25 protein-coding genes and 1 tRNA gene are annotated in these 23,030 nt (G+C 64.7%); 16 read left to right on the top strand and 10 right to left on the bottom strand.

The window, feature by feature from the left end:
• Positions 1 to 58: 58 nt before the first annotated feature.
• From N1F91_RS04290 to N1F91_RS04255, 8 genes are all read left to right on the top strand, one after another.
• Positions 59 to 568, top strand: coding sequence for a hypothetical protein (locus N1F91_RS04290; RefSeq protein WP_289990501.1), 510 nt, complete (start codon positions 59 to 61; stop codon positions 566 to 568).
• A complete protein-coding gene (locus N1F91_RS04285; RefSeq protein WP_289990500.1) occupies positions 565 to 1,689 on the top strand; it encodes an AAA family ATPase in 1,125 nt (374 codons plus the stop codon). Before N1F91_RS04290 ends, N1F91_RS04285 begins: the two co-directional genes overlap by 4 nt.
• 413 nt (positions 1,690 to 2,102) lie before the next feature.
• Positions 2,103 to 2,708, top strand: a complete 606-nt coding sequence (locus N1F91_RS04280; protein ID WP_289990499.1) for a hypothetical protein — start codon at positions 2,103 to 2,105, stop codon at positions 2,706 to 2,708.
• Positions 2,698 to 3,315, top strand: a complete 618-nt coding sequence (locus tag N1F91_RS04275; RefSeq protein WP_289990498.1) for a hypothetical protein — start codon at positions 2,698 to 2,700, stop codon at positions 3,313 to 3,315. Before N1F91_RS04280 ends, N1F91_RS04275 begins: the two co-directional genes overlap by 11 nt.
• Entirely contained in the window at positions 3,305 to 3,736 is a 432-nt protein-coding gene (locus tag N1F91_RS04270) for a hypothetical protein (RefSeq protein ID WP_289990497.1), read from the top strand. The genes N1F91_RS04275 and N1F91_RS04270 overlap by 11 nt, the downstream gene beginning before the upstream one ends.
• A 4-nt stretch (positions 3,737 to 3,740) precedes the next feature.
• Positions 3,741 to 4,466, top strand: a complete 726-nt coding sequence (locus tag N1F91_RS04265; protein WP_289990496.1) for a hypothetical protein — start codon at positions 3,741 to 3,743, stop codon at positions 4,464 to 4,466.
• A 5-nt stretch (positions 4,467 to 4,471) separates the two neighbouring features.
• Positions 4,472 to 7,069 carry a phage tail tip lysozyme gene (locus N1F91_RS04260; RefSeq protein WP_289990495.1) on the top strand — a complete coding sequence of 866 codons (2,598 nt, stop codon included), beginning with the start codon at positions 4,472 to 4,474 and terminating at the stop codon, positions 7,067 to 7,069.
• Positions 7,066 to 7,248, top strand: coding sequence for a hypothetical protein (locus N1F91_RS04255; protein WP_289990494.1), 183 nt, complete (start codon positions 7,066 to 7,068; stop codon positions 7,246 to 7,248). The genes N1F91_RS04260 and N1F91_RS04255 overlap by 4 nt, the downstream gene beginning before the upstream one ends.
• 43 nt (positions 7,249 to 7,291) lie before the next feature.
• Here N1F91_RS04255 and N1F91_RS04250 read toward each other — a convergent pair whose 3' ends face one another.
• Both N1F91_RS04250 and N1F91_RS04245 read right to left on the bottom strand, forming a co-directional pair.
• Entirely contained in the window at positions 7,292 to 7,711 is a 420-nt protein-coding gene (locus tag N1F91_RS04250; RefSeq protein WP_289990493.1) for a hypothetical protein, read from the bottom strand.
• Positions 7,708 to 7,854: a ribbon-helix-helix protein, CopG family gene (locus tag N1F91_RS04245; RefSeq protein ID WP_289990576.1), complete on the bottom strand. Its 147-nt coding sequence runs from the start codon at positions 7,852 to 7,854 to the stop codon at positions 7,708 to 7,710. Before N1F91_RS04245 ends, N1F91_RS04250 begins: the two co-directional genes overlap by 4 nt.
• A 165-nt stretch (positions 7,855 to 8,019) precedes the next feature.
• Between N1F91_RS04245 and N1F91_RS04240 the strand changes: the two genes are divergently transcribed.
• Positions 8,020 to 8,328, top strand: coding sequence for a hypothetical protein (locus N1F91_RS04240; RefSeq protein ID WP_289990492.1), 309 nt, complete (start codon positions 8,020 to 8,022; stop codon positions 8,326 to 8,328).
• A gap of 10 nt (positions 8,329 to 8,338) precedes the next feature.
• Complete coding sequence (locus tag N1F91_RS04235) at positions 8,339 to 8,476, top strand: hypothetical protein (protein ID WP_289990491.1); 138 nt, start codon at positions 8,339 to 8,341, stop codon at positions 8,474 to 8,476.
• A gap of 56 nt (positions 8,477 to 8,532) precedes the next feature.
• Here the strand turns inward: N1F91_RS04235 and N1F91_RS04230 are convergent, their stop codons facing one another.
• From N1F91_RS04230 to phaC, 4 genes are all read right to left on the bottom strand, one after another.
• The gene (locus N1F91_RS04230) at positions 8,533 to 8,895 is read right to left on the bottom strand and encodes a hypothetical protein (protein ID WP_289990490.1); all 363 of its coding nucleotides are present in this window, start codon (positions 8,893 to 8,895) and stop codon (positions 8,533 to 8,535) included.
• A 150-nt stretch (positions 8,896 to 9,045) separates the two neighbouring features.
• Positions 9,046 to 9,121 (bottom strand) — tRNA-Glu (locus N1F91_RS04225).
• Positions 9,122 to 9,199: 78 nt separating this feature from the next.
• A complete protein-coding gene (locus tag N1F91_RS04220) occupies positions 9,200 to 10,300 on the bottom strand; it encodes a YcbK family protein (RefSeq protein WP_289990489.1) in 1,101 nt (366 codons plus the stop codon).
• A 315-nt stretch (positions 10,301 to 10,615) separates the two neighbouring features.
• A complete protein-coding gene (gene phaC / locus N1F91_RS04215; protein ID WP_289990488.1) occupies positions 10,616 to 12,448 on the bottom strand; it encodes a class I poly(R)-hydroxyalkanoic acid synthase in 1,833 nt (610 codons plus the stop codon).
• A gap of 186 nt (positions 12,449 to 12,634) precedes the next feature.
• Here phaC and N1F91_RS04210 point away from each other — a divergent pair, with 186 nt between their 5' ends.
• From N1F91_RS04210 to N1F91_RS04200, 3 genes are all read left to right on the top strand, one after another.
• Positions 12,635 to 12,970, top strand: coding sequence for a hypothetical protein (locus N1F91_RS04210; RefSeq protein WP_289990487.1), 336 nt, complete (start codon positions 12,635 to 12,637; stop codon positions 12,968 to 12,970).
• 95 nt (positions 12,971 to 13,065) lie between these two features.
• Positions 13,066 to 14,286, top strand: a complete 1,221-nt coding sequence (locus N1F91_RS04205) for an LL-diaminopimelate aminotransferase (RefSeq protein WP_289990486.1) — start codon at positions 13,066 to 13,068, stop codon at positions 14,284 to 14,286.
• Between the two features lie 82 nt (positions 14,287 to 14,368).
• Positions 14,369 to 15,682 carry a homoserine dehydrogenase gene (locus tag N1F91_RS04200; protein ID WP_289990485.1) on the top strand — a complete coding sequence of 438 codons (1,314 nt, stop codon included), beginning with the start codon at positions 14,369 to 14,371 and terminating at the stop codon, positions 15,680 to 15,682.
• Positions 15,683 to 15,688: 6 nt separating this feature from the next.
• On the opposite strand, the gene N1F91_RS04195 is transcribed toward N1F91_RS04200, so the two are convergent.
• Positions 15,689 to 16,477 (bottom strand): LytTR family DNA-binding domain-containing protein, encoded by a 789-nt coding sequence (locus N1F91_RS04195; RefSeq protein ID WP_289990484.1) that lies wholly within the window; start codon positions 16,475 to 16,477, stop codon positions 15,689 to 15,691.
• A 110-nt stretch (positions 16,478 to 16,587) separates the two neighbouring features.
• Here N1F91_RS04195 and N1F91_RS04190 point away from each other — a divergent pair, with 110 nt between their 5' ends.
• Both N1F91_RS04190 and glpX read left to right on the top strand, forming a co-directional pair.
• Positions 16,588 to 17,100: a DUF2306 domain-containing protein gene (locus tag N1F91_RS04190; RefSeq protein WP_289990483.1), complete on the top strand. Its 513-nt coding sequence runs from the start codon at positions 16,588 to 16,590 to the stop codon at positions 17,098 to 17,100.
• A 149-nt stretch (positions 17,101 to 17,249) separates the two neighbouring features.
• The gene (glpX, locus tag N1F91_RS04185) at positions 17,250 to 18,227 is read left to right on the top strand and encodes a class II fructose-bisphosphatase (RefSeq protein ID WP_289990482.1); all 978 of its coding nucleotides are present in this window, start codon (positions 17,250 to 17,252) and stop codon (positions 18,225 to 18,227) included.
• Positions 18,228 to 18,326: 99 nt separating this feature from the next.
• On the opposite strand, the gene N1F91_RS04180 is transcribed toward glpX, so the two are convergent.
• Positions 18,327 to 19,367 carry a zinc-dependent alcohol dehydrogenase family protein gene (locus N1F91_RS04180; RefSeq protein ID WP_289990481.1) on the bottom strand — a complete coding sequence of 347 codons (1,041 nt, stop codon included), beginning with the start codon at positions 19,365 to 19,367 and terminating at the stop codon, positions 18,327 to 18,329.
• A gap of 229 nt (positions 19,368 to 19,596) precedes the next feature.
• Between N1F91_RS04180 and recJ the strand changes: the two genes are divergently transcribed.
• A complete protein-coding gene (recJ, locus tag N1F91_RS04175; protein ID WP_289990480.1) occupies positions 19,597 to 21,384 on the top strand; it encodes a single-stranded-DNA-specific exonuclease RecJ in 1,788 nt (595 codons plus the stop codon).
• A 30-nt stretch (positions 21,385 to 21,414) separates the two neighbouring features.
• Here the strand turns inward: recJ and N1F91_RS04170 are convergent, their stop codons facing one another.
• Positions 21,415 to 22,383 (bottom strand): patatin-like phospholipase family protein, encoded by a 969-nt coding sequence (locus N1F91_RS04170; RefSeq protein ID WP_289990479.1) that lies wholly within the window; start codon positions 22,381 to 22,383, stop codon positions 21,415 to 21,417.
• A gap of 161 nt (positions 22,384 to 22,544) precedes the next feature.
• Positions 22,545 to 23,000: a phosphoribosyl-AMP cyclohydrolase gene (gene hisI, locus N1F91_RS04165; RefSeq protein WP_289990478.1), complete on the bottom strand. Its 456-nt coding sequence runs from the start codon at positions 22,998 to 23,000 to the stop codon at positions 22,545 to 22,547.
• Positions 23,001 to 23,030 lie beyond the last annotated feature (30 nt).

Here is a 23,030-nt window from a genome sequence, read left to right as displayed (position 1 = left end):
TTATGTCGGTGCCGCTGGCGCACGTCGTCGCTGAACTCCATTTCGGGAGTGCATCGGCATGACGGACTTTTTCAGCCTCCCAGGCCTCAAGCAGGTGCATCTTGATTGGCTCATCAGTAAGGGCGTCACGGTTGACGCCATGATCAACCCTGAACCGATGCGGATTGCGCGGGGCAGCGAGATCAACGGCCGGTTTCTGCACGATCCAGATGGGGCAGATTGGTTTGCCTTCGCCGAAGGACACGACGTCGTTTACTGGCGAGCCGGAACCACAAAGCTTGCCACTGAGACCGGCGCGGCGTTCGCTCTCGGGCAAGAGGTAATCGACCTGCCGGAAACGTACGCGTTCGATTGCTTTCTCAACGTCTTTGCCGACCCTCTGGAATGGCTACAAGCGGGCAGGGACGGCGTTGTCGTTCTCGACTGGTCGCGGGCATGGGCGCGCTTTCATACGGTTCCCCGTGTCGCTTTGGCCGAACCTGTGGTGGTGTCCTTCCGTCGCCACTTCAAACCGCCAATCGGTCCCGACGTGATGGTGATGAAGGTAGCACGGAGGGCGGCGGCATGATTGATGTCGAGTACGAACCGCTTGAGGCGGTAATTGCGAGGCAGGAGCGCAACAACGCTGCTGGCTCAACCCTGCCGGTGATCAGCGCCGCATCTTTCGACGGGAAGCCGGTCCCTGTGCGGGATTGGCATGTCGACGGGCTGATCCCGGCCAAGACGGTGACGCTGCTCGGCGGGGATGGCGGCACGGGCAAGTCGCTGCTCGCGCTCCAACTAGCAGCGGCTACCGTCACGGGCGGATATTGGGCGGGACGGGAAGCAGCGAAAGGAAACTGCCTGTACCTCTCGGCCGAGGACGACGTTGACGAGTTGCATCGCCGACTTGCCGATATCGCCGACCATGAGCGTACCAGTCTCGCTAACCTGTCTGCTCTCGCGATCCTGCCGCTGGCGGGCCGTGACGCTTTGCTGGCGGCTCCTGAAGGCAAGGCGGGGCAGATGAAGCGGACGCCGCTCATGGCTGACCTTGACGCCTATATGGCGGAACGGCACGCCGACCTGATCGTGATCGATACCCTGGCCGACGTGTATGGCGGCGACGAGAACGTTCGCGCTCAGGCTCGCCAGTTTGTCGGGATGCTGCGCAGTTTCTGCACGCGGTACGGCTCTACCGTGCTGTTGCTCGCACATCCTTCGTTGTCGGGCATGTCCAGTGGCTCGGGCCTGTCTGGCTCCACGGCATGGAACAACAGCGTTCGCAGCCGCCTCTATTTCGAGCGCGTCAAGAGTGGCGACGGTAGCGAGGACGATCCCGACTTGCGCGTCCTGAAGTCGATGAAGTCGAACTACGGAAGGACGGGCGAGGAAATCCGTCTCCGGTGGCAGGCGGGCGTTTTCAAACCTGCGACGTCGGAATCAAGCTTCTCTGCCATGGCATCGGAAAGCAAGGCGGACCGCATCTTCCTCGATTTGCTCGCTGCGTACGAATGCGAGGGGCGGCCTGTCACTTCGACAACAGGACATGGCTACGCGCCTGCGCTGTTTGCCAAGGATGGAAGGGCGGGCGGCGTGTCGAAGGCCAGCCTGATCAACGCCATGAATCGCATGTTCGAGGCAGGGAAGATCAGGAACGTGGAAGTCGGTCCACCGTCCCGTCGAACGCGGAAGATCGTAGCAGCATGACGGTCCTTCACTCGGTCTTCACTCGCCCATTAACTCGGTTTTCAGTCGGGGCTTATCTCGCCGTTCAATCGGCATTCACTCGGGTTATCTCGGTCTGCATTCACACTCCCCATACCCCTGTACGCTCCGCGCCCTCTTTGAGGATGGGCGCGAGCGTTGGCAGGACAGGAAAGCATCCGGACAGGGGTGGAAAAAGGGTCCTTCATCCGTCCACCCGGTCGAGATTTTTCTTCGCGGCTCGCCGCACACGTCCTAGCCGCTCGCTGAGGGCGCATTCCGTGCCTGATTTGAACGTTTGCGCCTATTAAAGGCGGAAACATGAGCCTCTTGAACGCCAGCGAACAAGTGAAATCAGTGACTTGCAGGCGATCTCGTGGTATCAGTGTTGTATCAGTCAAATAAGGGCGTTCGAAATGGCCGAAGATATGGACGACGTCTCGCCAGATACCGCCTCAAAGCGCGTTGCGCGTTCTCGCGTGTCCAACGGCAACAAGTTCGCCGAAGGCTTGGACGGTCGCACCAAATGGGGCCGCCGCTATCGTGACCTGTGCGAGTCCTACGCCGAAGACCTGGGCGGCATCGAAGGCTTGTCGGCATCGCAGCTTAGCCTTCTGAAGCGGGCCAGCGCGTTGACGGTCGAGATCGAGCGGGCCGAAGCGTCCTTCTCCGAGAACGGCGACACTCGCGGCCCTTCTGCCGACGACCTGAAAGATTACCAGACTGCCTGCAACAGCCTGCGCCGCCTGCTTGAATCCCTTGGCCTGTCGCGCAACGGCAAGCTCGCCCCTCGCGACCCCGACCCCTTCACCTTCGAAGGCGAGGGCGTTCGCCTTACCCGCATCACTTCCGGTGGCGTCAGCACCATGAGCCATGAGGGCAAGCAACTCGCCCGCATGCTCGCGTTCGGCATCGCCCATGCGGTTGCCACGAATGCGAAGGTTGCGCCCGCCCTGGCTGAGTTCGCCGCCTCTATCGGCCGCGCCTCGATCGATACGAAGGACATCCCCGATGGACGTTGATCAGATTGCCACCACAGCCGCCGCGCCTGCCGTCCACGACTTCATGGAACGCCGTCGCACCATCCTCGCCCGCCTCGATGAGTTGCGCCACGACGAAGGCGCTGCCGTGCTCGATGGCGGCAAGTATGACCGCAAGCCGATTGACCGGCTACGCGCCGAACTCGAAAGCCTTGACGCTGCCGAAGGTGAAGCCTCGCGCCGTGAGCAGGCTGCGCGTGCCGGTGCTGCTGCCGCGCTACGGGCCGAACAGCGGTCACAGATGCTCGCCTTCGAACAGCAGCGCCTTGACGCTATCGACGTCGCGGAACGGGCCGCGCATGACCTGTGCCGCGCCTTGGAGGAAGCCCGCTTCTGTGCCGGCGCTATCCACAAGCTAGGCGTGACGCTGGACCTGCCACGGGCCATGCCGATGCTGGACCATGACAACCGCATCAGTCGCCGCCTGTCGCACGTCCTGAAGCCCCTGATGGGCGTCGGCTGGCGCTATGGGGCGATCGAGTTCCATTCGCCCCTGCCGCACGAGATGGGCCCTTGGCGCGACGCTGAGGCCGCTTTGATGGCTCCCTACCTTCCCCCCAAATCTGAGGACATGCCCAATGGAAATTGATCCCCGCAACATCGTGATGAATGACGCTGGTTTTGCATGGCGGTCGTTCATGGTTCGGCTTCCGGTCGATGCCGTCGCCGATCACCTGAAGGAGCCGACCATATGGGCCAAGGTCCAGAAGTCGGCGAACGCGCTTCGAAAGCATGACCGGCTGTACATCGTCGCCTTCGATGAAGGGTGGGTTGCGGAGGCGTTCGTGACCGATGCGGACAAGTCCCGTGCAGTTCTCGCCAAGCCGCGCCTGACGGTTTTTTCCGAGCGTTTCGACTCCCTGTTTCAGGACGAGAATTACCGCGTCGCGTGGATGGGTTCCGGCTACGTGGTCGAGAGAAAGTCCGATGGTCACCGGATGACGGCTCCGGTTCACAGCGCCGCGATAGCGGAACGCGATCTGCGAAACATCTATCCCCAGAAGGTCTGATCGCATGGCGAATGACCTTACGAAATACGAGGATTCGGGCGCGGCGGCTGGTGGGCCTGCGACCGGATACACGCCGGCCGGTGGAGATGGTGGGTTTGCCTCTCCCGCTGCTTCTGCCGGCCGGCGCGAGTACATCGAGCACGTCATGCGGACGGACTTCGATCGATACGAGCGAGAGAACCTGGACAAGGAATTGCGCCAGTTGATCGAGGCTGATGTTGTCGAGGCTGATCCGTCCAAATGGTCGCTGTCGGCAATGGATTGGCAGGACGGGCGCCGCGAACTTGCTTCAACGCCTGATGGCAGATGGCTGGTCGCGCAATGGGAACGCCACGGCTTCAAGCCGATCTTCGAAGGCGTGCAGAATGTCGCGTTCTCGATCGTGAGGGCAGTCGGTGGAGATCGGGAACAGAAATACTTCATGCACCGCTTCGACGCTGACATGGCCGAACACGTTCGGTTTGCCGTTTATGACGAGTTGGCTACCGGCGCGCCCGCCTACGTCGAGCCTGTAGACGGTGCGGGACTTAAGCGGTTCGGAAGCTCCGATGCCGGGCGCGAATTGTTGGACGAGTGGGGGCCTGATGCGCCCATTCGTGTTGCTACTGCATGGAAGCGCGTCGAGCGTTTGAAGGAGTCGCTTAGCGACGATTTCGCCGACTTTGCAGCATGGTTCGACACGCTTCGGAAGGACGAAGCGAAGGCGATCATGCGTGTAATCACAAGGTAACAGACATGGCCCGATTGCCGACGAAGGATTCTCTTTCCGGTCCCGCTCCGCTTCGCAGCGGTCGCGCGATTGCGTCTGTCGATACGACAGGCCTTGGTCGCGGCATTGCGGCGGCTGGTGGGGCTATTGCCGACATAGGCGCCGACATGATGGCGCAACAGGCCGCGACCGGTCTGTCCATGGCTGAGGTGAAGTTCACCGGCGATTCCCTCGGGCTGGAAAACAGATATCAGGACGATCCTCGCTACGACACGTTTGCCACGCGAGCGCCGAAAGACATCGACAAGATCGTCAATGATGCGGGTGCATTGATCACCGATCGACGGACGCGGGAACGGTGGGTTGCCGATGCGAAGGTGCGGGCCGTTCGCCTGAAAGACGGCATTACGGATATCGGCCGGCGGAAGTTCCAGGAAGCCAAGAAGGTCGGCATTGATTCCAGCCTTCAGAAGAACATGGACATCTTTGCTGATCCGAACACGCCCAACGACGTGCGGGCAAAGGTTCGGGCCGACATGGAAGGTTCGATCCAGATGGCTGAGCAAACCGGCCTATTGTCCCCATTTGAGGCCGCACAGCGCCGTGAGCGATATCTCAAGGGCGGTGACCTGACACGGGCTCGTCTGGCGGTACAGGCCAACCCTGACGCCATTACGGGGCCGTTGCCGGAACGTGTGGCCGATCGTGCCAGTGCCGCCATGCGCTATTACCAGTCGCGGGGCTGGACGAGGGAACAAGCCGCCGGCATCGTTGGCAACCTCCTGGGAGAAAGCAACCTCAACACTGGCGCTCTCAATCCCGGTGACGGCCGAGATGGATCGAATAGCATCGGCATAGGCCAATGGAATGCCGAACGCGCTCGCAACCTCAAAGCATACGCTGCGGCCAACCGCGCCGACTGGCAGGATTTTGGCGTGCAGCTTGCGTTCGTTGATCATGAGCTTCGTACAAGCGAAACAGCGGCGGCTAACGCTCTGCGCAACTCCAAGACGATCGACGAAGCCACGGCGGCTTTCGTGGGATACGAGCGCCCGGCCGGCTGGTCGAGCGGCAACCCGCGTGGCGCTCACAACTTCGATGGTCGATTGAAGTTCGCTCTTCAGTCGGCCGGCGAGCGAATTAACCCTGATTGGTTTGACAGGTTGTCGCCAGAGGACCGGCAGCTTGTCCAAGATGAAGCATCGGTGCGCAAAGGCGAGATGATCCGCGACGCCGCTGCACGTCAGAAGGCCGCGTACGCCTCGCACAAGGATCGCCTGGAACTCGAAATCATGACCGGCAACGTCCGGTCGGAACAATCGATTGTTTCGGACGCGGTACTAAACGACGGTGACAAGGCCAGTTTGCTGCGCACCTTCAGGACGCAGATGGAAGACACGATGGCGACGAATGTCGCTGTTGCCGAGTTCGCCAATGGTTCGCTGCGCGTTGATCCATATGAGGCCAACTCAAAGAAGCTGATCGACAACGTGTATTCTGCCGCAACGCAGGTGGCGCCGGAAAGCGTTCAGCACGTGACCGAAGAGCTTGTAAAGCAGACCGGCGTTGTTCCCCGTCAGGCGCTCAACCTGATCCGGCAGGGCATGGAAAGCACCGACATGGCCGCCGTCGTGGCGGCAGGACAGGCAGCGCAACGCATTGCCTCGATCAACCCTGCCGCGCTTGCTCGGCGTGATGGCGGGGCGGCGGTGCAGTCGTTCGCGGACGACTTCTCGCATTTCATAACGAACCTGAATCTTTCGCCTGAGGATGCCGCTCGCCGCATCATGTCGCAGCGCGACCCGGCTAACCGCTTGCAGCGGAAGGCGCTGGAACCGGCGGTCAAAGAGTTCATGACGGATCTCGAAAAATTCAATCTGGCGGGCCAGTTTGATGAAAGTCTTCTCGGTGTTGCATTCAACGCGCGTCTCGGGTTCGACACGCAAGCGGAGCTTGGCATTCACGCAGAGTTCCGGGCCATCGCCGAAGAACAGTTCTACAAGGTGAACGGCGACGCAGAGTTGGCTACGTCGCGCGCCGTTGCTGAGATGAAGCGCCTCTATGGCGTCACGAACCTGACGGGCGATGCCGTCGTCATCAAGCATCCGCCTGAGAAGTACTGGCCGTCGTTCAATCTTGTGCTGGCCGGCGATCAACTGGTTGTGTCGTCTTCCAAGTCGCTCGATTATGCACGCGCACAGCTTCAAGAGGAACTGACAGAGCAGTTCGGCGAAATTGACATGAGCCGCGTCAAACTGGTCACCTTGCCCGCTACAGACGAGATGGTGAAGCGTGGCGAAATGCCCGGCTATGCCGTCCTTTATCAGCGGGAGAACGGCGATTACGACGCTATTCCGGGCAAGCTTTGGCGACCCGACACGTCAGCGATTGCTGCGCGTGAAGGCCGGATCGAGGATGTTCGCAACCAGATGAGAGAGGACGCGGCTCGCCGCGCTGACGAACGGCTGCGCCGCGACCTGGAGAAGCGAGCGCTGATGAATGAAGAATCCCGTTCGATTGCGGAAATCATTCGTGGCGGCCCTATGCCGGAGATCGTTCGTCCCGCCATTGAACCGTCCGAACCGGAAGACCTCCCGCAGATGGAATGGGTGCCGCAGCCATGACACAGACCGAAGTTCCTACCGTCCAGTTTGCCGTACTGGTGCGAGGCTTCTCCGATGAAGTATTGGTCTCAACGCTGCACATGGCGCTCAAGCGCGGAGACCAGTTAAGGCCGTGCGATATCGACTTGATGCGGGCTGAATGCCGGTCGCGCGGAATCTATGCTGAAGGGCTGCACTGATGATTACGATGGCAAACCTGCCCCGTCGCATAATCCACCGGAATCATATGCCCTCGCTGCAAACCCCTACGAAGTTGAAGCCATCAACAAGCTGGAGCACGACTTCTTTTGACGCGCGCCTGTAGCCCCCGCGCATAGAGCCGTCCGTATCGGAGAATAGGTAGTTCACTAGCGGCTCATCCCCGATCTGCGTCACGCGCGACACAAAGGTGCTGAACGGCTTGTCTTTCGTCTCCGCACGGGCGTAGCCGTCTTCTTCAACCCAGAGAATCCATGGCCTATAGATGTAGATGACGAGAAACATCGTCTCTGCGACCTCAAACCCCTCCGAAGTGCTCTTCCAAGCGCCCTCACATGTCAGGCTAGTTCGGACTAGTGAATGGTTGGCGAGGATGTAGAAGGAAACGGTGGCAAGTCCGAAAAGGGCGATGAAGCCGAGCAGTAGTTTGCGGACAATCCTCATCGCTCGTCCGCTTCGAAAATCCCTTGCCCGATGGCCCAATCATGGAACGCCCTGCGCATGGCTTCCGGGCGCGACATGGACGGATCAGTCTCCGCGATAAAGCGATCCAGTGCTGCGAGCATTTCGGGCTGTAGGCGCACCATTATCGGCGTGCCTTTGCCAGTCGGCGCGGGACCGGGCTTCTTCCGTGATACCACAGTTGCTTGCTTTGTCATGGAAACCGTGATACCATAATTGTCGGGCTAGGAAAAGGGTTACTGCCTTCCTCCTAGCCCTAACCACAACGTCTCAACATGGGAGAGACAGCAATGGCTACCGACAAGTATGGCACATCGCTCGGCGACGTTAACCGGCCTGTAGTGACCGAACCGATGGCAATCCCGGACGTCGCCGTGAGTGATGTCCTGGACGTCGAGGAAATCGAGGAAGGCTTCCATCGGATCGTATTCACCATGCGCCAGAAGAGCGTTCACGACGGCACGCCCGAGAACGTCGTCTGCCTTCGCGCGGTCCTGACCGGCGCGGCTCTCGACAGGATGATCGCCAAGCTGTCGGAAACCAGAACGAAACAGCGTCGCGCGGCCATGGCGGCGGCAGCAGCGGCGAACCTGAATTGAGGGTGGCGTCATGAGGATGATCCGTGCGACGAAATGGCTGATCCTCGCCACCATGGGCCGCGCGCTCCTGAAGATGGCAAGGCTATGCGAGCGAGGGGCCGGCGCGGTGCTTGCCTGCCTGCGGGCCGATAGGATGCTGCATCGCTGACGTAAGTCGCCAAGTTGGCGACATACAAACCCGGCTGCTTCGGTGGCCGGGTTTTTCTATGCCCCGAATGCGCTGGCGACGCGGTAGCATCCGGCAATGAAAAGCACGATGGAGCCGATCACGAGCAGCAAGCCTGCAACCATGAAACGGTTGGAAGTGGTCAGGTGCTGCGAGCGCCTCGCGCTTTCATCGACGCTCTTGTCGACGTAGCGAGTTGAGGCGAAGGCCATCACCCACGAGAACATTGCGAACGAGACGCCCCACGACCAGCATATCAGTGCAGATTCGACGGCAAGCCGGATATCATGCAAGGCGGACAACTGAGAAAGCAGCGCCACTGCTGCGCCGCCATTGACGAGCATCGCCGCGTTGATCGCGCCTCTCGCGTAGTCCTGGGATATCTGCCGGTAATCGGCCATGCTGATCGCCCCTCCTCAGACCCGTCCGCATTGTTCCACAGGTGCGGCGCTGTTCCTAGCGAAGGGAATGCGTCCGCCACGGTTCGCGGGCGTTTATTCGACGGATAATTGACTGTTTCGGGAGGGGAGGGGCTAACCCCTTGTTCTGCCTGGCACGCCCAACGGGAATCGAACCCGTGTTTCCGCCGTGAAAGGGCGGCGTCCTAGACCGCTAGACGATGGGCGCTTAGCAGAACGTGCGGCCTTATAGTCAGCTTCGACGGGGCGGGCAACCCCGCCGAACCCCGGCCGGAGACATTTTTTGTCAGCCCTTGCGGGAGCGGCAGCGCCAGTTCCAGTCGCGCTCGGGGCCGACGTCGATATGCACCGAATTGGTGTGGCAATAGGTGCCGACGCCGCCGCGGCCGGGCATCGAGCGGACGAACTTCGCCAACTGCCATTTGTCGACGCCCGGCACCTGCACGTCGGCGGCGGCGCAGTACATGTGCAGCGAGTTGCGGGCACCGCGCGCCTTGCGATTCCGCTCCGGATTGCGGTAGCCGGAGGTCACGATCATCTTCTTGCCGAAGTGCTGCTCGACGCCCTTGAGCATGCGCACCAGCGACGGCTTCAGGCAGCCGACGTCGACCCCTTCCGTCTGTTTCAGCAGGCCGTTCGGTGCGAGACGTGCGAGCCCCGCCGCCGAAGCCACCTGCATCAGCGGCTCGCCCTCGTGCAGGTCGATGTCGGAATCGTCGTCGAGGCCCGACTTGCGCGTGATCTCGAACAGCGAACCCTGGCGGACGCCGGGCAGGGCATCGCCCGAAAACACCGGCCGCGAATCGCCCGCCTTGCCGCCGGTCGAGGCGAGCTTCACCAGCGGCTTGCTCGGCTTGGCGGGCGCATCGGAGGGCTCCGCCGGCCTCTTGTCGTCGAGCCCGATCATCGGCCGCGGCGCGGCGGCCTCGGCTGGCTTGGAGGCAAACAGCGACGAGAGGAAGCTGCGTTTCTCTGCGGGCGGTGCCGGGGCAGGACCAGGACCGTTTTCCAGGAACGTCGTCGCTTCCGGCGCCGGCGCGGCGGCGGGCTTCGGCAAGGGAGCGGCGGCGGCCTGCGAGGCGGGATTGCCCGCCGGAACGAAGCCGACCGCTGCCGGAAGGTCGGCATCGCCGACCCGGGCGGTGGCGGCCGGCTGACCGCTCTCCACGCCGGCGAAACCGGTTGCGAGCTGGTCGTCCGGTTCGTCGGCCGACAGCTGCGCTTCGGCCTGGCTCAGCACCGAGGCCAGCGCGGACCCGAAACCGGTGGAGCCGACCTTGAGCGAATCGTCGCTGGTCACCGAGCAGGAGGCCGAGAATGCGGCAACGACGACGACGCAAGCGGTGCGCAGCCTGGTCGTCGCGAGACGCTTTCCGATGGTCGTCAAATGCCGTGCCCCCTAGCGGGTCCCGAGCGGGACTGTCCGGGTATCGTGCTCGTTCGTTCGGAAATCGTTCCGAAACCTTCCCTTGACGCAGCCGTAAAGCCATTGACCGGATTAGGCAAACCGGTCGCATTTCCGGTGACGATGGCCAGGCAGTGTCAGCCATCGAAGTATTTTGGGCGCCTGAGGTTGATCGCTCCAAGTAAACGGAATTCAAAGAAACAAGGTTAAAAGTATATGACCGCGACAACCAGCGGCGGTATCGCGAGGTTGGACGCGAAGGCGCGCCGTTCACAAAGAATGACGCAATGTTACATGTCAGACGCGGACGGTGACATAGGTGCCCGGTGCATCCCCCAGGATCGGCATCCCGCGCGCGCCGGGCCGCCGCGCGGTGGCCAGCCGGTCGTCCAGGCCTGCAGCCCAGGCATGCCAGTGCGGCCACCAGGAACCCGGCGTCTCCTTCGCCGCCGCCACCCAGGCATCGAAGTCGCCGACCGGCTTGCCGCCGGTCCAGTACTGGTACTTGTTCAGGACGGGCGGATTGACCACGCCGGCGATATGGCCCGAACCCGACATGACGAACTGGACGTCGTCGCCGCCGAAGAAGGAGCACCCGGTGAACACCGATCGCGCCGGCGCGATGTGGTCTTCCTTGGCGGCGAGATTGTAGACCGGGATGGTGATGTCCTTCAGTGAGACGGTCTTGCCGGCCAGCATCATCTCGCCCCGCGACAGCGTGTTCTTCATGTAGCAGTTGCGCAGGTAGAAGGTGTGGTTGGCCGCCGCCATCCGCGTCGAATCGGCATTCCAGTAGAGCAGGTCGAACGGCATCGGGTCCTTGCCGCGCATGTAGTTGTTGACGACGTAGGGCCATATCAGGTCGCCGGCGCGCAGCATGTTGAACGCCGTCGCCATCTTGGTGCCGTCGAGATAGCCCTTCTCGCCCATGGCCTTTTCAAGCGCTGCCACCTGATCCTCGTCGACGAAGACCTTGAGGTCGCCGGCATGGGTGAAATCGACCTGGGTGGTGAAGAAGGTCACGGACGCGATGCGCTCGTCACCCTCCCTGGCCATCAGTGCCAGCGCCGCCGCCAGCAGCGTGCCGCCGACGCAGTATCCGATCGCATTGACCTCGCGCTCGCCGGTCGCCTTCTCGATCTGGTCGAGGGCGAACTTCAGGCCGTCCTCGATATAGTCCTCCCAGCTCTTGCGTCCGTGGCGCTCGTCGGGGTTGACCCAGGAGATGACGAAGACGGTGTGGCCCTGCTCGACGGCCCAGGCGATGAAGGATTTCTGCGGGTTGAGGTCGAGGATGTAGAACTTGTTGATCCAGGGCGGGCAGATCAGCAGCGGGCGCTTCAGCACCTTCTTGGTGGCCGGTGAATACTGGATGATTTCGGCCACCTCGCTGCGGGCAACCACCTTGCCGGGCGTGGTCGCGAGATTCCTGCCGACCTCGAACTTGGTGTAGTCGGCCTGGCGCAGCTTGAGCTCGCCCTTTCCGGCGGCGATGTCCTCGGCCAGCATCTGCATGCCCTTGGCGAGGTTCTCGCCGTGGCTGGCAACCGTCTCGCGGAAGAGCTCGGGGTTGGTGAGGATGAAATTGGACGGCGAGATCGCCTGCGACACCTGGCGGACATAGAACTCGGCCTTGTGGCGGGTGTGCTCGTCGAGACCCTCGGCATTCGTCACGAGGTCGTTCGCCCATTTCGTGGTGACCAGATAGGCCTGCTTGAGGAAGTCGAAGAAGGCGTTGGTGCTCCATTCGGGATCGCGGAAGCGCTTGTCCGTCGTCGGCGGTGTCTCGTCCGGCGCCGCGCTGCCGTCGCTGCCCATCCGACGGATCGCGTTCGACCAGATGTCGAGATAGCCCGAAAACAGCTTCGTCTGCGCTTCCAGTGCGCGGGAGGGATCGGACAGCCAGTACTCGGACAGCTTGGAGAAGGTCTTCACCATGTCGGCCATCGGATCGGCCATGCTGTCGCGCACCTCGCCCTTTTCGCGCGGGTTGACCCAGGCGGACGCGGCCTTGCCGGCGCTCTCGATCATCCGGGCGACGTTGCGCGCGAAGAGTTCGGGATCTTTGATGACGTACTGGTCGGCCGGCGAGCCTTCCGGCTTCGTTCCGTCCCCGTCGGAACTCTTCATGACGCGGTGTCTCCTCCGGAAGCCTTTTCTTGACACAATATCATGTGACGACCATACCGGTCCAACGGTCATCCCGGCAGCCACGCCTTCCGCATAGTCATCACCTGGATAGAAAATATGTCCTCGATCCGAGTTTGCAGACATATTTCGCCCTCGCGGGCGCTGCCCATCGTCGCATGCGCGGCCATGCTGGCACTGGCGGGCTGCGCCGGCATGTCGATCGAGGATGCGGTGCCCGCCGGCGCGCAGGCATCGCAGACCGCCTCGGCCACCACCGTCGGCACCGGACCCTCCGCGCCGCGCCAGACGGGCGAGTTCCCCAACCTCAACGTCGTGCCGCAGGCCGCCACCGAGCAGTTTTCCGATGCTGAAGCCAGCGCGACCACCAGCGAACTGCTGCTCGCCCAGCAGCGGGCGCAGCGCACCGTCGCGTCCCTTTCCAGGCCGGGCGAGGGCGAGCGGCTGCGGGTGCTGGGCAACACCCATGGCGCCGCCGCCATCAGCGAGATCGAAGGCGAGTGACGCTTTCGGTCGAGGCCCGGTGACTCTATCGACCGCACCCTTGAATGGGTGTATATCGCCGCCACTTCGCGCCCCCTGAACCCACTGGTGCCGCCATGGAAGAGTTTCACAAGACCCGCAGGCTGCCGCCCTACGTTTTCGAGCAGGTGAACCGGCTCAAGGCCTCAGCCCGCTCGCAGGGCGCCGACATCATCGATCTGGGCATGGGCAATCCGGACCTGCCGACGCCGAAATCGATCGTCGACAAGCTCTGCGACGTGGTGCGCGATCCGCGCACGCATCGCTACTCGTCGTCGCGCGGCATTCCGGGCCTGCGCCGCGCCCAGGCGAGCTACTATGCCCGCCGCTTCGGCGTGAAGCTCGATCCCGAGCGCCAGGTCGTCGCCACGCTCGGCTCCAAGGAAGGTTTCGCCAACATGGCGCAGGCCATCACGGCGCCCGGCGACGTCGTGCTCTGCCCCAATCCGACCTATCCGATCCACGCCTTCGGCTTCATCATGTCGGGCGGCGTGATCCGCTCCATGCAGGCGGAGCCGGATGACGGCTTCATCCCGGCGCTGGAGCGCGGCATGCGCCATTCCATCCCCAAGCCGCTGGCGCTGATCCTGAACTATCCGTCCAATCCGACCGCGCATGTGGCGTCGCTCGACTTCTACAAGGACGTCGTCGCCTTCGCGCGCAAGAACGACATCATCATCCTGTCGGATCTCGCCTATGCCGAGATCTATTTCGACGAGAACAACCCGCCGCCCTCGGTGCTGCAGGTGCCGGGCGCGATGGATGTCGCCGTCGAGTTCACGTCGATGTCGAAGACCTTCTCGATGCCCGGCTGGCGCATCGGCTTCGCGGTCGGCAACGAGCGGCTTATCTCGGCGCTGACCCGGGTGAAATCCTATCTCGACTACGGCGCCTTCACGCCGATCCAGGTGGCGGCGAGTGCGGCGCTCAACGGCGATGGCGCCGACATCGCCGAAGTGCGCGACATCTATCGCCGCCGCCGCGACGTGATGGTCGACACCTTCGCCAAGGCTGGCTGGACCATTCCGGCGCCGCAGGCCACGATGTTCGCCTGGGCGCCGATCCCCGAGCCCTTCAAGGCGATCGGTTCGCTCGAATTCTCCAAGCTGCTGGTCGAGAAGGCCGACGTGGCGGTGGCGCCCGGCATCGGCTTCGGCGAGCATGGCGACGACTACGTCCGCCTGGCGCTGGTCGAGAACGAGCACCGCATCCGCCAGGCGGCGCGCAACATCAAGCGCTTCCTGTCGACCGCGAGCCAGACGCTGGACAACGTCATTCCGCTCAGCGCCCGCCGCTGAGCCCGTCATCGACTTGCCGCTCGGCGCTTGCCGCTGAGCCTTCTTCTACTTGATGGAAAGCGTTCAGGAGGGGTCCGGAACCATGGGCGAAGCATTGCGTGTCGGGATTGCCGGCCTTGGAACCGTGGGCGCCTCCGTCGTCCGCGTCCTCACCGAAAAGGCAGGCGAACTCACCCGCCAGTGCGGCCGCGAACTCCGGGTCACGGCCGTCAGCGCCCGCAGCCGCGGCAAGGACCGCGGCATCGCGCTCGATGGCGTCGCCTGGTTCGACGATCCGGTGGAGCTTGCCCGCAAGGGCGACATCGACGTCTTCGTCGAGCTGATCGGCGGCGACGAGGGGCCGGCGAGGGTGGCCGTGAAGGCCGCGCTCGAGGCCGGCCGCCATGTCGTGACCGCCAACAAGGCGCTGCTCGCCGCTCACGGCCTGTCGCTGGCCGAGGCGGCCGAGAAGAAGGGCGTGCTGCTCAACTACGAGGCGGCGGTGGCCGGCGGCATCCCGGTCATCAAGACCATGCGCGAATCGCTTGCCGGCAACACGATCAGCCGCGTTTTCGGCATCCTCAACGGCACCTGCAACTACATCCTCACGCGGATGGAGCAGGAAGGCATCTCGTTTTCCGACTGCCTGGCCGATGCGCAGCGCCTTGGCTACGCCGAGGCCGATCCGACTTTCGACATCGAGGGCCAGGACACAGCCCACAAGCTGTCGATCCTGACCAGCCTCGCCTTCGGCACCCGCATCGCGCCGGGTGCGATCTACATGGAGGGCATCTCCAACATCACCCAGGCCGACATCCGCGCCGCCGCAGAACTCGGCTACCGCATCAAGCTGCTTGGCGTCGCGCAGCGCACCGACAGCGGCATCGAGCAGCGCGTGCACCCGACGATGGTGCCGACCGCCTCCGTCATCGCGCAGGTGCATGGCGTCACCAATGCGGTGGCGATCGAGACCGACATCCTGGGCGAACTGCTGCTGTCGGGACCCGGCGCCGGCGGCAACGCAACGGCGTCTGCCGTCATCGGCGACCTCGCCGACATTGCCAAGAGCCGCCCCGGCTTCCAGCACGGGCCGGTCTTCGGCCGACCCGTCAAGGAGCTGCTGCCCTACAAGAAGGCCGGAATCCGCGCGCATGCGGGCGGCTATTTCATCCGCCTGACGGTGCACGATCGCATCGGCGTCTTCGCCGCCATCGCCAAGCGCATGGCCGACAACGACATCTCGCTGGAATCGATCGTCCAGCATGCCGATGGCCAGGATGGCGCCGACCGCAAGACGGTGATCCTGGTGACGCACGAGACGACCGAGTCTGCCGTCCGCAAGGCGGTCGAGGGCATCACCAGGGACGGGCACCTGATCGACAAGGCGCAGGTCATCCGTATCGAGCGCGCGGCCTGACGCGCCTCATCCGATTCCGGCCTCGCGAACCGCGCGCTGCCTCGATCGACTGACGGGCAGTTCCGTCCCGTCCGTCAGCCGCAACATCAGGCGGTCGCCTTGCCGGACGCTGTCGCGAATCGCCTCCCGCGCCACCCAGTGCGAACGATGAATCTGCAGCCCGTCGGTCCCGCCGGTCTCGGCAATGGCGTCGGACATCCGCATCAGCACGAGATGCGCGCCCCTGTCGGTCACCACCTCCACATAATGATCCTGCATGGACAGGCGGTGCAGCCGCCCGCGCAGGTCGACCGGGAGACGGTCGAGCAGCGGCGGCCGTTCCGGCGCCGCCTTCCGCCCTGACGGCGTGGCAGCGGCTCCGTCCGGCACCGCGAGTCGCAGGGCAAAGCCGGTCACGACCGCCGAGCTCACGGCGGTGACGACGGCGACGTAGCCAAGCAGCGTCAGGAACCCCATTCCGCCGATGGGAAAGATCCACTGGTTGGCGAGCCAGACGAGCGTGGCGACGGGCAGCCCGGCCAGTATGCCGAATGCGCCGTCGCGCAGCGCGGAGCGCCGGGTCCTGCCAAACAGCCCGTTGAGCAGGGTCACCGCGAGGAAGCCGGTCAGGTAGGTGGTGACCGCGATCACGAGCCAGTAGGCGAGGCGCGCAGGGAGCGGCAAAGCCTCATAGGTGCCAAAGGGTCCGGCGAGCCCGAGCACGAACCCGCCGGCGGCCAGCGCCGACCACGTGAGCGGCGAGCGGAGCGCCGCCTGCAGTTCGCGCATCGTGAACTGCACGATCCCGTCCTTCACGTATGCCGTCCTTCCGTCTGCGAAACCGCCGTTGAGAAACAGCACTCGACCGGGCGAGGTCAAGCCGCGCACCCGCGCAGATGCAGCAGATGACAGCCAGAGGACAGATCATGACCTTCGAACCGCTGATGCAGGCGACACTCGCCATCCAGCTCCACACGTTCGCCGCGATCCTGGCCTTCCTTCTCGGCGGCGTGGTGCTGTTCCGCGGCAAGGGCGACCGGCTCCACCGCCTCGGAGGCCGGGTCTGGGCGGGGCTGATGCTGGTCGTCGCCGCCACCTCCTTCTTCATCCACACAATCGGCCTCGTCGGGATCTGGAGCCCGATCCACCTGATCTCGATCGCGACCTTCTGGCTGCTGGGGCGCGGCATCTGGCTCGCCCGCGCCGGCCGCATCCGCGAACATCGCGCCATCATGCAGCAGACCTATCTCGGCGCGCTGATCGTGGCGGGCGCCTTCACCTTCTGGCCCGGCCGCCTCATGCACGCGGTTTTCTTCGAAGGGCGCTATCCCTGGATGGGCGTGGCGTCGGCCGCGGTGCTGGTCTTCGGGATCGTCCTGCTGATGCGCCGGATGGTGCTCGAGGGCCGCAACCGGCGGCACGCGGCATCGGCGGCGTGACGCTGCGGCGCCTGTCGCGGCGGAGCATTCAATCGATTCATCCTGGAATCACTCCGGATAACCTCGCCGCAAGCCCTTGCCGCGCCCGGACGGCTTTGACAAAAGGGGACGCCTTCACCGTGAAGTATCCCCTTGCAGGAAAGCCCGTCATGGCAAAGACCGCGTCGCCCGGCCTCGATCGTATTCTGACCCTCGAACTGGTCCGCGTGACCGAGCGGGCGGCCGTGGCCGCGGCCCGCCTGCGCGGACGCGGCGACGAGAAGGCGGCCGACCAGGTCGCGGTCGACGCCATGCGCTCCGAACTCAACCGCCTGCCCATCAGGGGCACCGTGGTGATCGGCGAGGGCGAGCGCGACGAGGCACCGATGCTCTACATCGGCGAGGAAGTGGGCATGGGCGAGGGACCCGAGGTCGACATCGCGCTCGATCCGCTGGAAGGCACGACGATCTGCGCCAAGAACCTGCCGAACTCTCTGGCGGTGATCGCCATCGCCGAGAAGGGAAGCCTGCTCTACGCACCCGACGTCTACATGGACAAGATCGCGATCGGACCCGGCTATCCCGCCGGCGTCATCGACATCGACGCACCGGCGATCGAGAATCTCGAGAACGTCGCACGGGCCAAGGGCGTCTCCGTCGCCGAGATCACCGCCTGCATCCTCGACCGGCCGCGCCATGCGCGGCTGATCGAGGAGGTTCGGTCGACCGGCGCGGCGATCCGCCTCATCGGCGACGGCGACGTGGCGGGCGTGATCCACACGACCGATCCCGAGGAGACCGGCATCGACATCTATCTCGGCATCGGCGGTGCGCCGGAAGGCGTGCTGGCGGCGGCCGCGCTGCGCTGCATCGGCGGCCAGATGCAGGGCCGGCTCCAGCTCAACACCGACGAGAAGGTCGCCCGCGCCGCCAAGATGGGCATCTCGGACCCGACCAAGGTATACCAGATGGAGGAGATGGCGCGCGGCGACGTGCTCTTCGCCGCCACCGGCGTGACCGACGGCAATCTGCTCGCCGGGGTCAAGTTCTCGCGCGACTACATCCAGACCCACACGATCGTCATGCGCTCGTCGTCGCTCACGGTGCGCGAGATCAAGGCCAAGCACCAGGACATGGACAAGTTCTGACCGACGACCGCGCCGCGCAACGGGCGCGGCATCCGACGATCCTGCCGAAGCACGCCAGACCGCGCCCTCAATCGGGCGCGGACCGTCCCGTCCAGACGATCAGTGCAGGAAATCGCCGATCACTGCGACGCCGGGCGGGGTGGGGCCGTTGAAGGCGAAGAGTTCGGCCGAAGCGCCGGAGAGCGCGATCTCGCGGGCGATCAGCGGACGGACGTCGACGCGGCCGGTCTCGATCAGGCCGAGCAGGGAAGGGTACCGCCAGGCCGGCATGCCGCGCGTTCCGTAGAGCGCGAGATTGCGCATGTAGACGGTGTTCATGTTGATCTGCATGTGCGCCGTATGGCCGACCGGCATGCCCACCTGGACGTGTCGGCCGAGCGCGCGCAGGCAGGCGATGGAGGCATTGGTGGTCGCCTCGATGCCCAGCGCCTCCACCGACACGTGCGCGCCCTTGCCGCCGGTCAGTTCGATGATGCGGGCGGCGACGTCGCCGTCGCGCGCGTCGATCGCGGCTTCGGCGCCGAGCGACAGCGCGTGCTGCAGCTTTTCGGGCACCACGTCGACAACGATCACCCGCGCCCCCAGCGCCTGGCCGAGGATCAGGCAGGAGAGGCCGATGCCGCCGGTGCCGTGGACGGCCAGCCACTCGCCGCCCTTGAGCCCTGCGCGTCCGGTTAGCGCGTGCCAGGCCGTCGTCACCCGGCAGCCGAGGCCGGCTGCGGTGACCGGCGACAGGCTCTCGGGCAGGCGGGCGAGATTGTGGGCACGGGCCACGGAGATGTACTCGGCATAGGCGCCGGGTTCGATGAAGCCCGGCAGGCGCTGGTCTTCGCAGGTGTTGGATTCGCCGGACTGGCATTGCGGGCAGGTGCCGCAGGCCAGGATGAAGGGCGCGATCACCTTGTCCCCCACGGCCCAGCGCGCGCGCGGACCCGCCTCGACGACCTCGCCGCAATATTCGTGCCCGAGGATCTGGCCGGGTTTGACCCGCGGATGTTCGCCGACCGAGCCGTGCCAGTCCGACCGGCAGATGCCGCAGGCCAGCACCTTCAGCACCACGCCGTCCTCCTCGCATTTCGGATCCGGCACCGTCTCGACGACGAGATCGGCATTGTACTGGCGCAGGACGGCGGCGCGCATGGTGTACCCTCTTCGGTTTCCCTCCGGCAAGGCGTGATGTCACGCCCGCTGGCAGGGGTTTCACGATCACGATGCACTAAGTCAGGACGCGGACCGGAACAAGCGACATGTGCGGCGAACGGGACCGACGGATCGTACCGGAACGTAACTTCGCCGATTGTTCGGCATGCGGTCCAATCTCGACGCGAAATGCTCTAGTGTCCGTCGCTCTTCGAAGGCGGATTCGGGTATGGTTGGCGAGAGGCGCAGTTTCCTGGACGTGAGGCGATCGGCGAGCGGGCTCGCCTGGGTTCATCGCCTGTCGGAGCGCGACGAGAACGTCGCGCTGGCGATGTCGCAGAATCATGGCCTGTCGGACATCGTCGCGCGGGTGCTCGCCGGCCGCGGGATCGACGCGGATACGTCGCAGCGCTTCCTCGACCCGACGATCCGCGACCTCCTGCCCGACCCGGCCTCGCTGACCGACATGGAGAAGGCGGCGGGGCGCATTGCCCATGCCATCCAGCGCGGCGAACGCGTCGCGATCTTCGGCGACTACGATGTCGACGGCGCGGCCTCTTCCGCGCTCATGAAGCGGGTGCTCGACCACTACCGGGTGCCCAACGAGATCTACATCCCCGACCGCATCTTCGAAGGCTACGGCCCCAATCCGGATGCCATGCGCGAACTCGTCGCCAAGGGCGCACGGCTGATCGTAACCGTCGACTGCGGCACCAACAGCGCCCCCTCCATTGCGGCCGCAAACGAGGCGGGCGCCGACGTCGTGGTGATCGACCACCACCAGGTCGGCGGCCCGCTGCCCGAGGCGGTGGCGATCGTCAATCCGAACCGCGACGACGATCTCTCCGGCCAGGGGCATCTTTGCGCGGCGGGAGTCGTGTTCGTCACGCTGGTGCAGGTCGTGAAGATCCTCAGGCAACGCACTGACGCGATTCGTCCTCCGGACCTGCTCGGCCTGCTCGATCTGGTGGCGCTGGCGACCGTCTGCGACGTCGTTCCGCTCATCGGGGTGAACCGCGCCTTCGTCGTCAAGGGGCTGGTCGCGGCGCGGCACATGCAGAATCCGGGCCTTGCCGCGCTGCAGCGCGTCGCCAGGATCGGCGAGCCGATCAACACCTTCCATCTCGGCTTCCTGATCGGCCCGCGCATCAATGCCGGCGGCCGCATCGGCGACGCAGCACTCGGCGCGCGTCTGCTCGCCACCGACGACCCGGTGGAGGCGCTGTCGATCGCCGAGACGCTCGACCGTCTCAACCAGGAGCGCCAGGCGATGGAGAAGGCGATGCTGGCGGAGGCCCGCGCGGAAGCGGATGCCGAGTTGATGAGTGGAAAGGGTCCCGCGGTCGTGGTGACCGCGAGCGAACACTGGCACCCGGGCATCGTCGGCCTGCTCGCCTCGCGCCTGAAGGACCATGCGCGCCGCCCTGCCTTCGCCATCGCCTTCAACGCCAATGGCATCGGGACGGGGTCCGGCCGGTCGATCCCCGGTCTCGATCTCGGCCGCCTGGTCCGCGGAGCGGTGGAGCGCGGGTTGCTGGTCAAGGGCGGCGGCCACGCCATGGCCGCCGGCATCACCGTCGAGCGCGCCAGGCTCGGCGCCTTGCGCGCCTATTTCGAGGAAGAGGCAGCAGGCGACGTCTTTCGTTTGCGCGACGAGGAAAAGCTGAAGATCGATGCCGCGCTGATGGCCGAGGGCGCGAACCTGAAGCTGCTCGAGGTCCTGGAGCGCGCCGGCCCCTTCGGCGCCGGCCACGCGCAGCCGACCTTCGTGCTGCCGCGCCACGAGATCGTGCGCGTTCGCCCGGTGGGCGTCGGCCATCTGCGCGTCGACCTGCGGTCGGGCAGCGGCGGCAGCGTGCAGGCGATGGCATTCCGCTCGGCCGAAACCGAACTCGGCAATTTTCTCCTGAAACAGCAGGGACGCACCGTGCATGTCGCCGGTTCGATCTCCGCCAACTACTGGAACGGCTCGAAATCGGTGCAGTTCAGGCTGACGGACGCGGCACTCGCCGGATAGCGCAGGACGACCGCCAGGCGGACCGCCCGCTCACACGAGGACCGTCTGCAGCCGCTTCAGTTCGTTGATGTTGGCCACCGTCGCCTCGTAGCCGAGCCGGATAGCCTCGTCGGCCCGGTGGAACTCCGTCAGCCCGATGTGGCCGAGCTTGGGCTGCAGCGACATGTCGGGTGGATCGCCGGCCAGCCGCGCGCGCGAGATTCGGTCCTGAATGATGTTGAAGGCCTCCACCATGACGCCGGTGATGCCGAGCTTGGCCTCGCGCTCGCGAAGCTGGCTCTCGGCCCGCGTCTGCTGCGGGGCGTCCTTCTCGACCAGGAGGTCGCCGGCCGAATGCCGGATCACCGCCGCGCGGCCGAACAGGTCGTAGTGCAGGTTCACCGCCACCACGAGCGGCTGCTCGTAGGCGCGGCAGACCGAGACGGGAACCGGATTGACCAGCGCGCCGTCGACCAGCACGCGCTTGTTGGCCGTCACCGGCTCGAATACGCCGGGCAGGGCATAGGAGGCGCGCATGGCGGTGATCAGGCTGCCGCTCGAGAGCCAGATCTCGTGGCCGGTGCGGATTTCGGCCGCCACGCAGACGAAGGGCTTCGGCAGGTCGGCGAAAGTCAGGCCGTTCATGTGCTCCTTCAGCCGCGCGGTCAGCTTGATGCCGCCGAGCAGGCCGGAGCCGCCGATGTGGAAGTCGAGAAGGCCGAAGATGCGGCGCTTGGTCAGGCCGCGGGCGAATTCCTCGAGTTCGTCGAGCTTTCCGGCAAGATAGCAGCCGCCGACCAGCGCGCCGATCGAAGTGCCGGCGATCATGTCGATCGGGATGCGGGCTTCGTCGAGGGCGCGGAGCACGCCGATATGCGCCCATCCGCGGGCCGCACCGCCGCCGAGCGCCAGCGCGATGCCGTTCTGGCCGGGGCGTTCGGGCTCCGCCGACGTCACATAAGGCGGCTCTGCCTCGTCACGCATCTCTTGCCTGCCACGAAGGGGTGCCCAGTCGAGCATCCTTCCCTCCCAATGACGTCCTCCGAGGCAAGATACGACAAACCCCTGTCGAAATCATGAATGTCACGTTCACCGTCTGGAAAGGATTGAAGCACGGCGTCCCATGACGTTTCCTACGACATCCGCGTCAGCGACGGTGTTCACGGTTGCGTACGGGTCGATCACGACTTGCCATAGACGTCGTGAGGCGAAAACAGCGGCTTGCTGCCGTCCGCGACGAGGACGGCCTCGCCACCCGACAGCGCGACGTCGCGGTAGAAGCAGGAACGGCGGCCGGTGTGGCAGGTGGCGCGGTCACCCTCGACCGTGACCGAAAGCCAGACTGCATCCTGGTCGCAGTCGGTCTTCATGGCCACCACGCGCTGCATGTTGCCTGAAGTCTCGCCCTTCTTCCAGAGGCTGTTGCGGGACCGGGACCAGTAGTGCGCGATGCCGGTCTCGAGCGTGAGCGCGAGTGCCTCGGCGTTCATGTGCGCCACCATGAGCAGCACGCCATCCTCGGCGTCGGTAACGACGGCCGTCACGAGCCCGGCGGAATCGAAACGCGGCGTGAAGGCCACGCCTTCCTCGAGCGCGGCCTTGTCGGCGGGGGGAGTGGGAAAGTCGATCCTGGCCATGCCGGTCCATCTTCGAATGGCCGGCAGGAA

It is taken from the genome of Aquibium sp. ELW1220 (assembly GCF_030398385.1).
In the GTDB taxonomy this organism is placed as follows: domain Bacteria; phylum Pseudomonadota; class Alphaproteobacteria; order Rhizobiales; family Rhizobiaceae; genus Aquibium.
This window is presented reverse-complemented; position numbering and strand designations above follow the sequence as displayed.

Excerpts from the sequence above, each read along its gene's own strand:
- N1F91_RS04200 (WP_289990485.1), top strand. The coding sequence starts at position 14,369 with ATGGGCGAAGCATTGCGTGTCGGGATTGCCGGCCTTGGAACCGTGGGC.
- N1F91_RS04205 (WP_289990486.1), top strand. The coding sequence starts at position 13,066 with ATGGAAGAGTTTCACAAGACCCGCAGGCTGCCGCCCTACGTTTTCGAG.
- N1F91_RS04245 (WP_289990576.1), bottom strand. The coding sequence starts at position 7,854 with ATGGTGCGCCTACAGCCCGAAATGCTCGCAGCACTGGATCGCTTTATC.
- N1F91_RS04210 (WP_289990487.1), top strand. The coding sequence starts at position 12,635 with ATGCTGGCACTGGCGGGCTGCGCCGGCATGTCGATCGAGGATGCGGTG.
- N1F91_RS04250 (WP_289990493.1), bottom strand. The coding sequence starts at position 7,711 with ATGAGGATTGTCCGCAAACTACTGCTCGGCTTCATCGCCCTTTTCGGA.
- phaC (WP_289990488.1), bottom strand. The coding sequence starts at position 12,448 with ATGAAGAGTTCCGACGGGGACGGAACGAAGCCGGAAGGCTCGCCGGCC.
- N1F91_RS04265 (WP_289990496.1), top strand. The coding sequence starts at position 3,741 with ATGGCGAATGACCTTACGAAATACGAGGATTCGGGCGCGGCGGCTGGT.
- N1F91_RS04230 (WP_289990490.1), bottom strand. The coding sequence starts at position 8,895 with ATGGCCGATTACCGGCAGATATCCCAGGACTACGCGAGAGGCGCGATC.
- hisI (WP_289990478.1), bottom strand. The coding sequence starts at position 23,000 with ATGGCCAGGATCGACTTTCCCACTCCCCCCGCCGACAAGGCCGCGCTC.
- N1F91_RS04170 (WP_289990479.1), bottom strand. The coding sequence starts at position 22,383 with ATGCTCGACTGGGCACCCCTTCGTGGCAGGCAAGAGATGCGTGACGAG.
- N1F91_RS04190 (WP_289990483.1), top strand. The coding sequence starts at position 16,588 with ATGACCTTCGAACCGCTGATGCAGGCGACACTCGCCATCCAGCTCCAC.
- recJ (WP_289990480.1), top strand. The coding sequence starts at position 19,597 with ATGGTTGGCGAGAGGCGCAGTTTCCTGGACGTGAGGCGATCGGCGAGC.
- N1F91_RS04290 (WP_289990501.1), top strand. The coding sequence starts at position 59 with ATGACGGACTTTTTCAGCCTCCCAGGCCTCAAGCAGGTGCATCTTGAT.
- N1F91_RS04180 (WP_289990481.1), bottom strand. The coding sequence starts at position 19,367 with ATGCGCGCCGCCGTCCTGCGCCAGTACAATGCCGATCTCGTCGTCGAG.
- N1F91_RS04260 (WP_289990495.1), top strand. The coding sequence starts at position 4,472 with ATGGCCCGATTGCCGACGAAGGATTCTCTTTCCGGTCCCGCTCCGCTT.
- glpX (WP_289990482.1), top strand. The coding sequence starts at position 17,250 with ATGGCAAAGACCGCGTCGCCCGGCCTCGATCGTATTCTGACCCTCGAA.
- N1F91_RS04240 (WP_289990492.1), top strand. The coding sequence starts at position 8,020 with ATGGCTACCGACAAGTATGGCACATCGCTCGGCGACGTTAACCGGCCT.
- N1F91_RS04255 (WP_289990494.1), top strand. The coding sequence starts at position 7,066 with ATGACACAGACCGAAGTTCCTACCGTCCAGTTTGCCGTACTGGTGCGA.
- N1F91_RS04270 (WP_289990497.1), top strand. The coding sequence starts at position 3,305 with ATGGAAATTGATCCCCGCAACATCGTGATGAATGACGCTGGTTTTGCA.
- N1F91_RS04285 (WP_289990500.1), top strand. The coding sequence starts at position 565 with ATGATTGATGTCGAGTACGAACCGCTTGAGGCGGTAATTGCGAGGCAG.
- N1F91_RS04280 (WP_289990499.1), top strand. The coding sequence starts at position 2,103 with ATGGCCGAAGATATGGACGACGTCTCGCCAGATACCGCCTCAAAGCGC.
- N1F91_RS04275 (WP_289990498.1), top strand. The coding sequence starts at position 2,698 with ATGGACGTTGATCAGATTGCCACCACAGCCGCCGCGCCTGCCGTCCAC.
- N1F91_RS04235 (WP_289990491.1), top strand. The coding sequence starts at position 8,339 with ATGAGGATGATCCGTGCGACGAAATGGCTGATCCTCGCCACCATGGGC.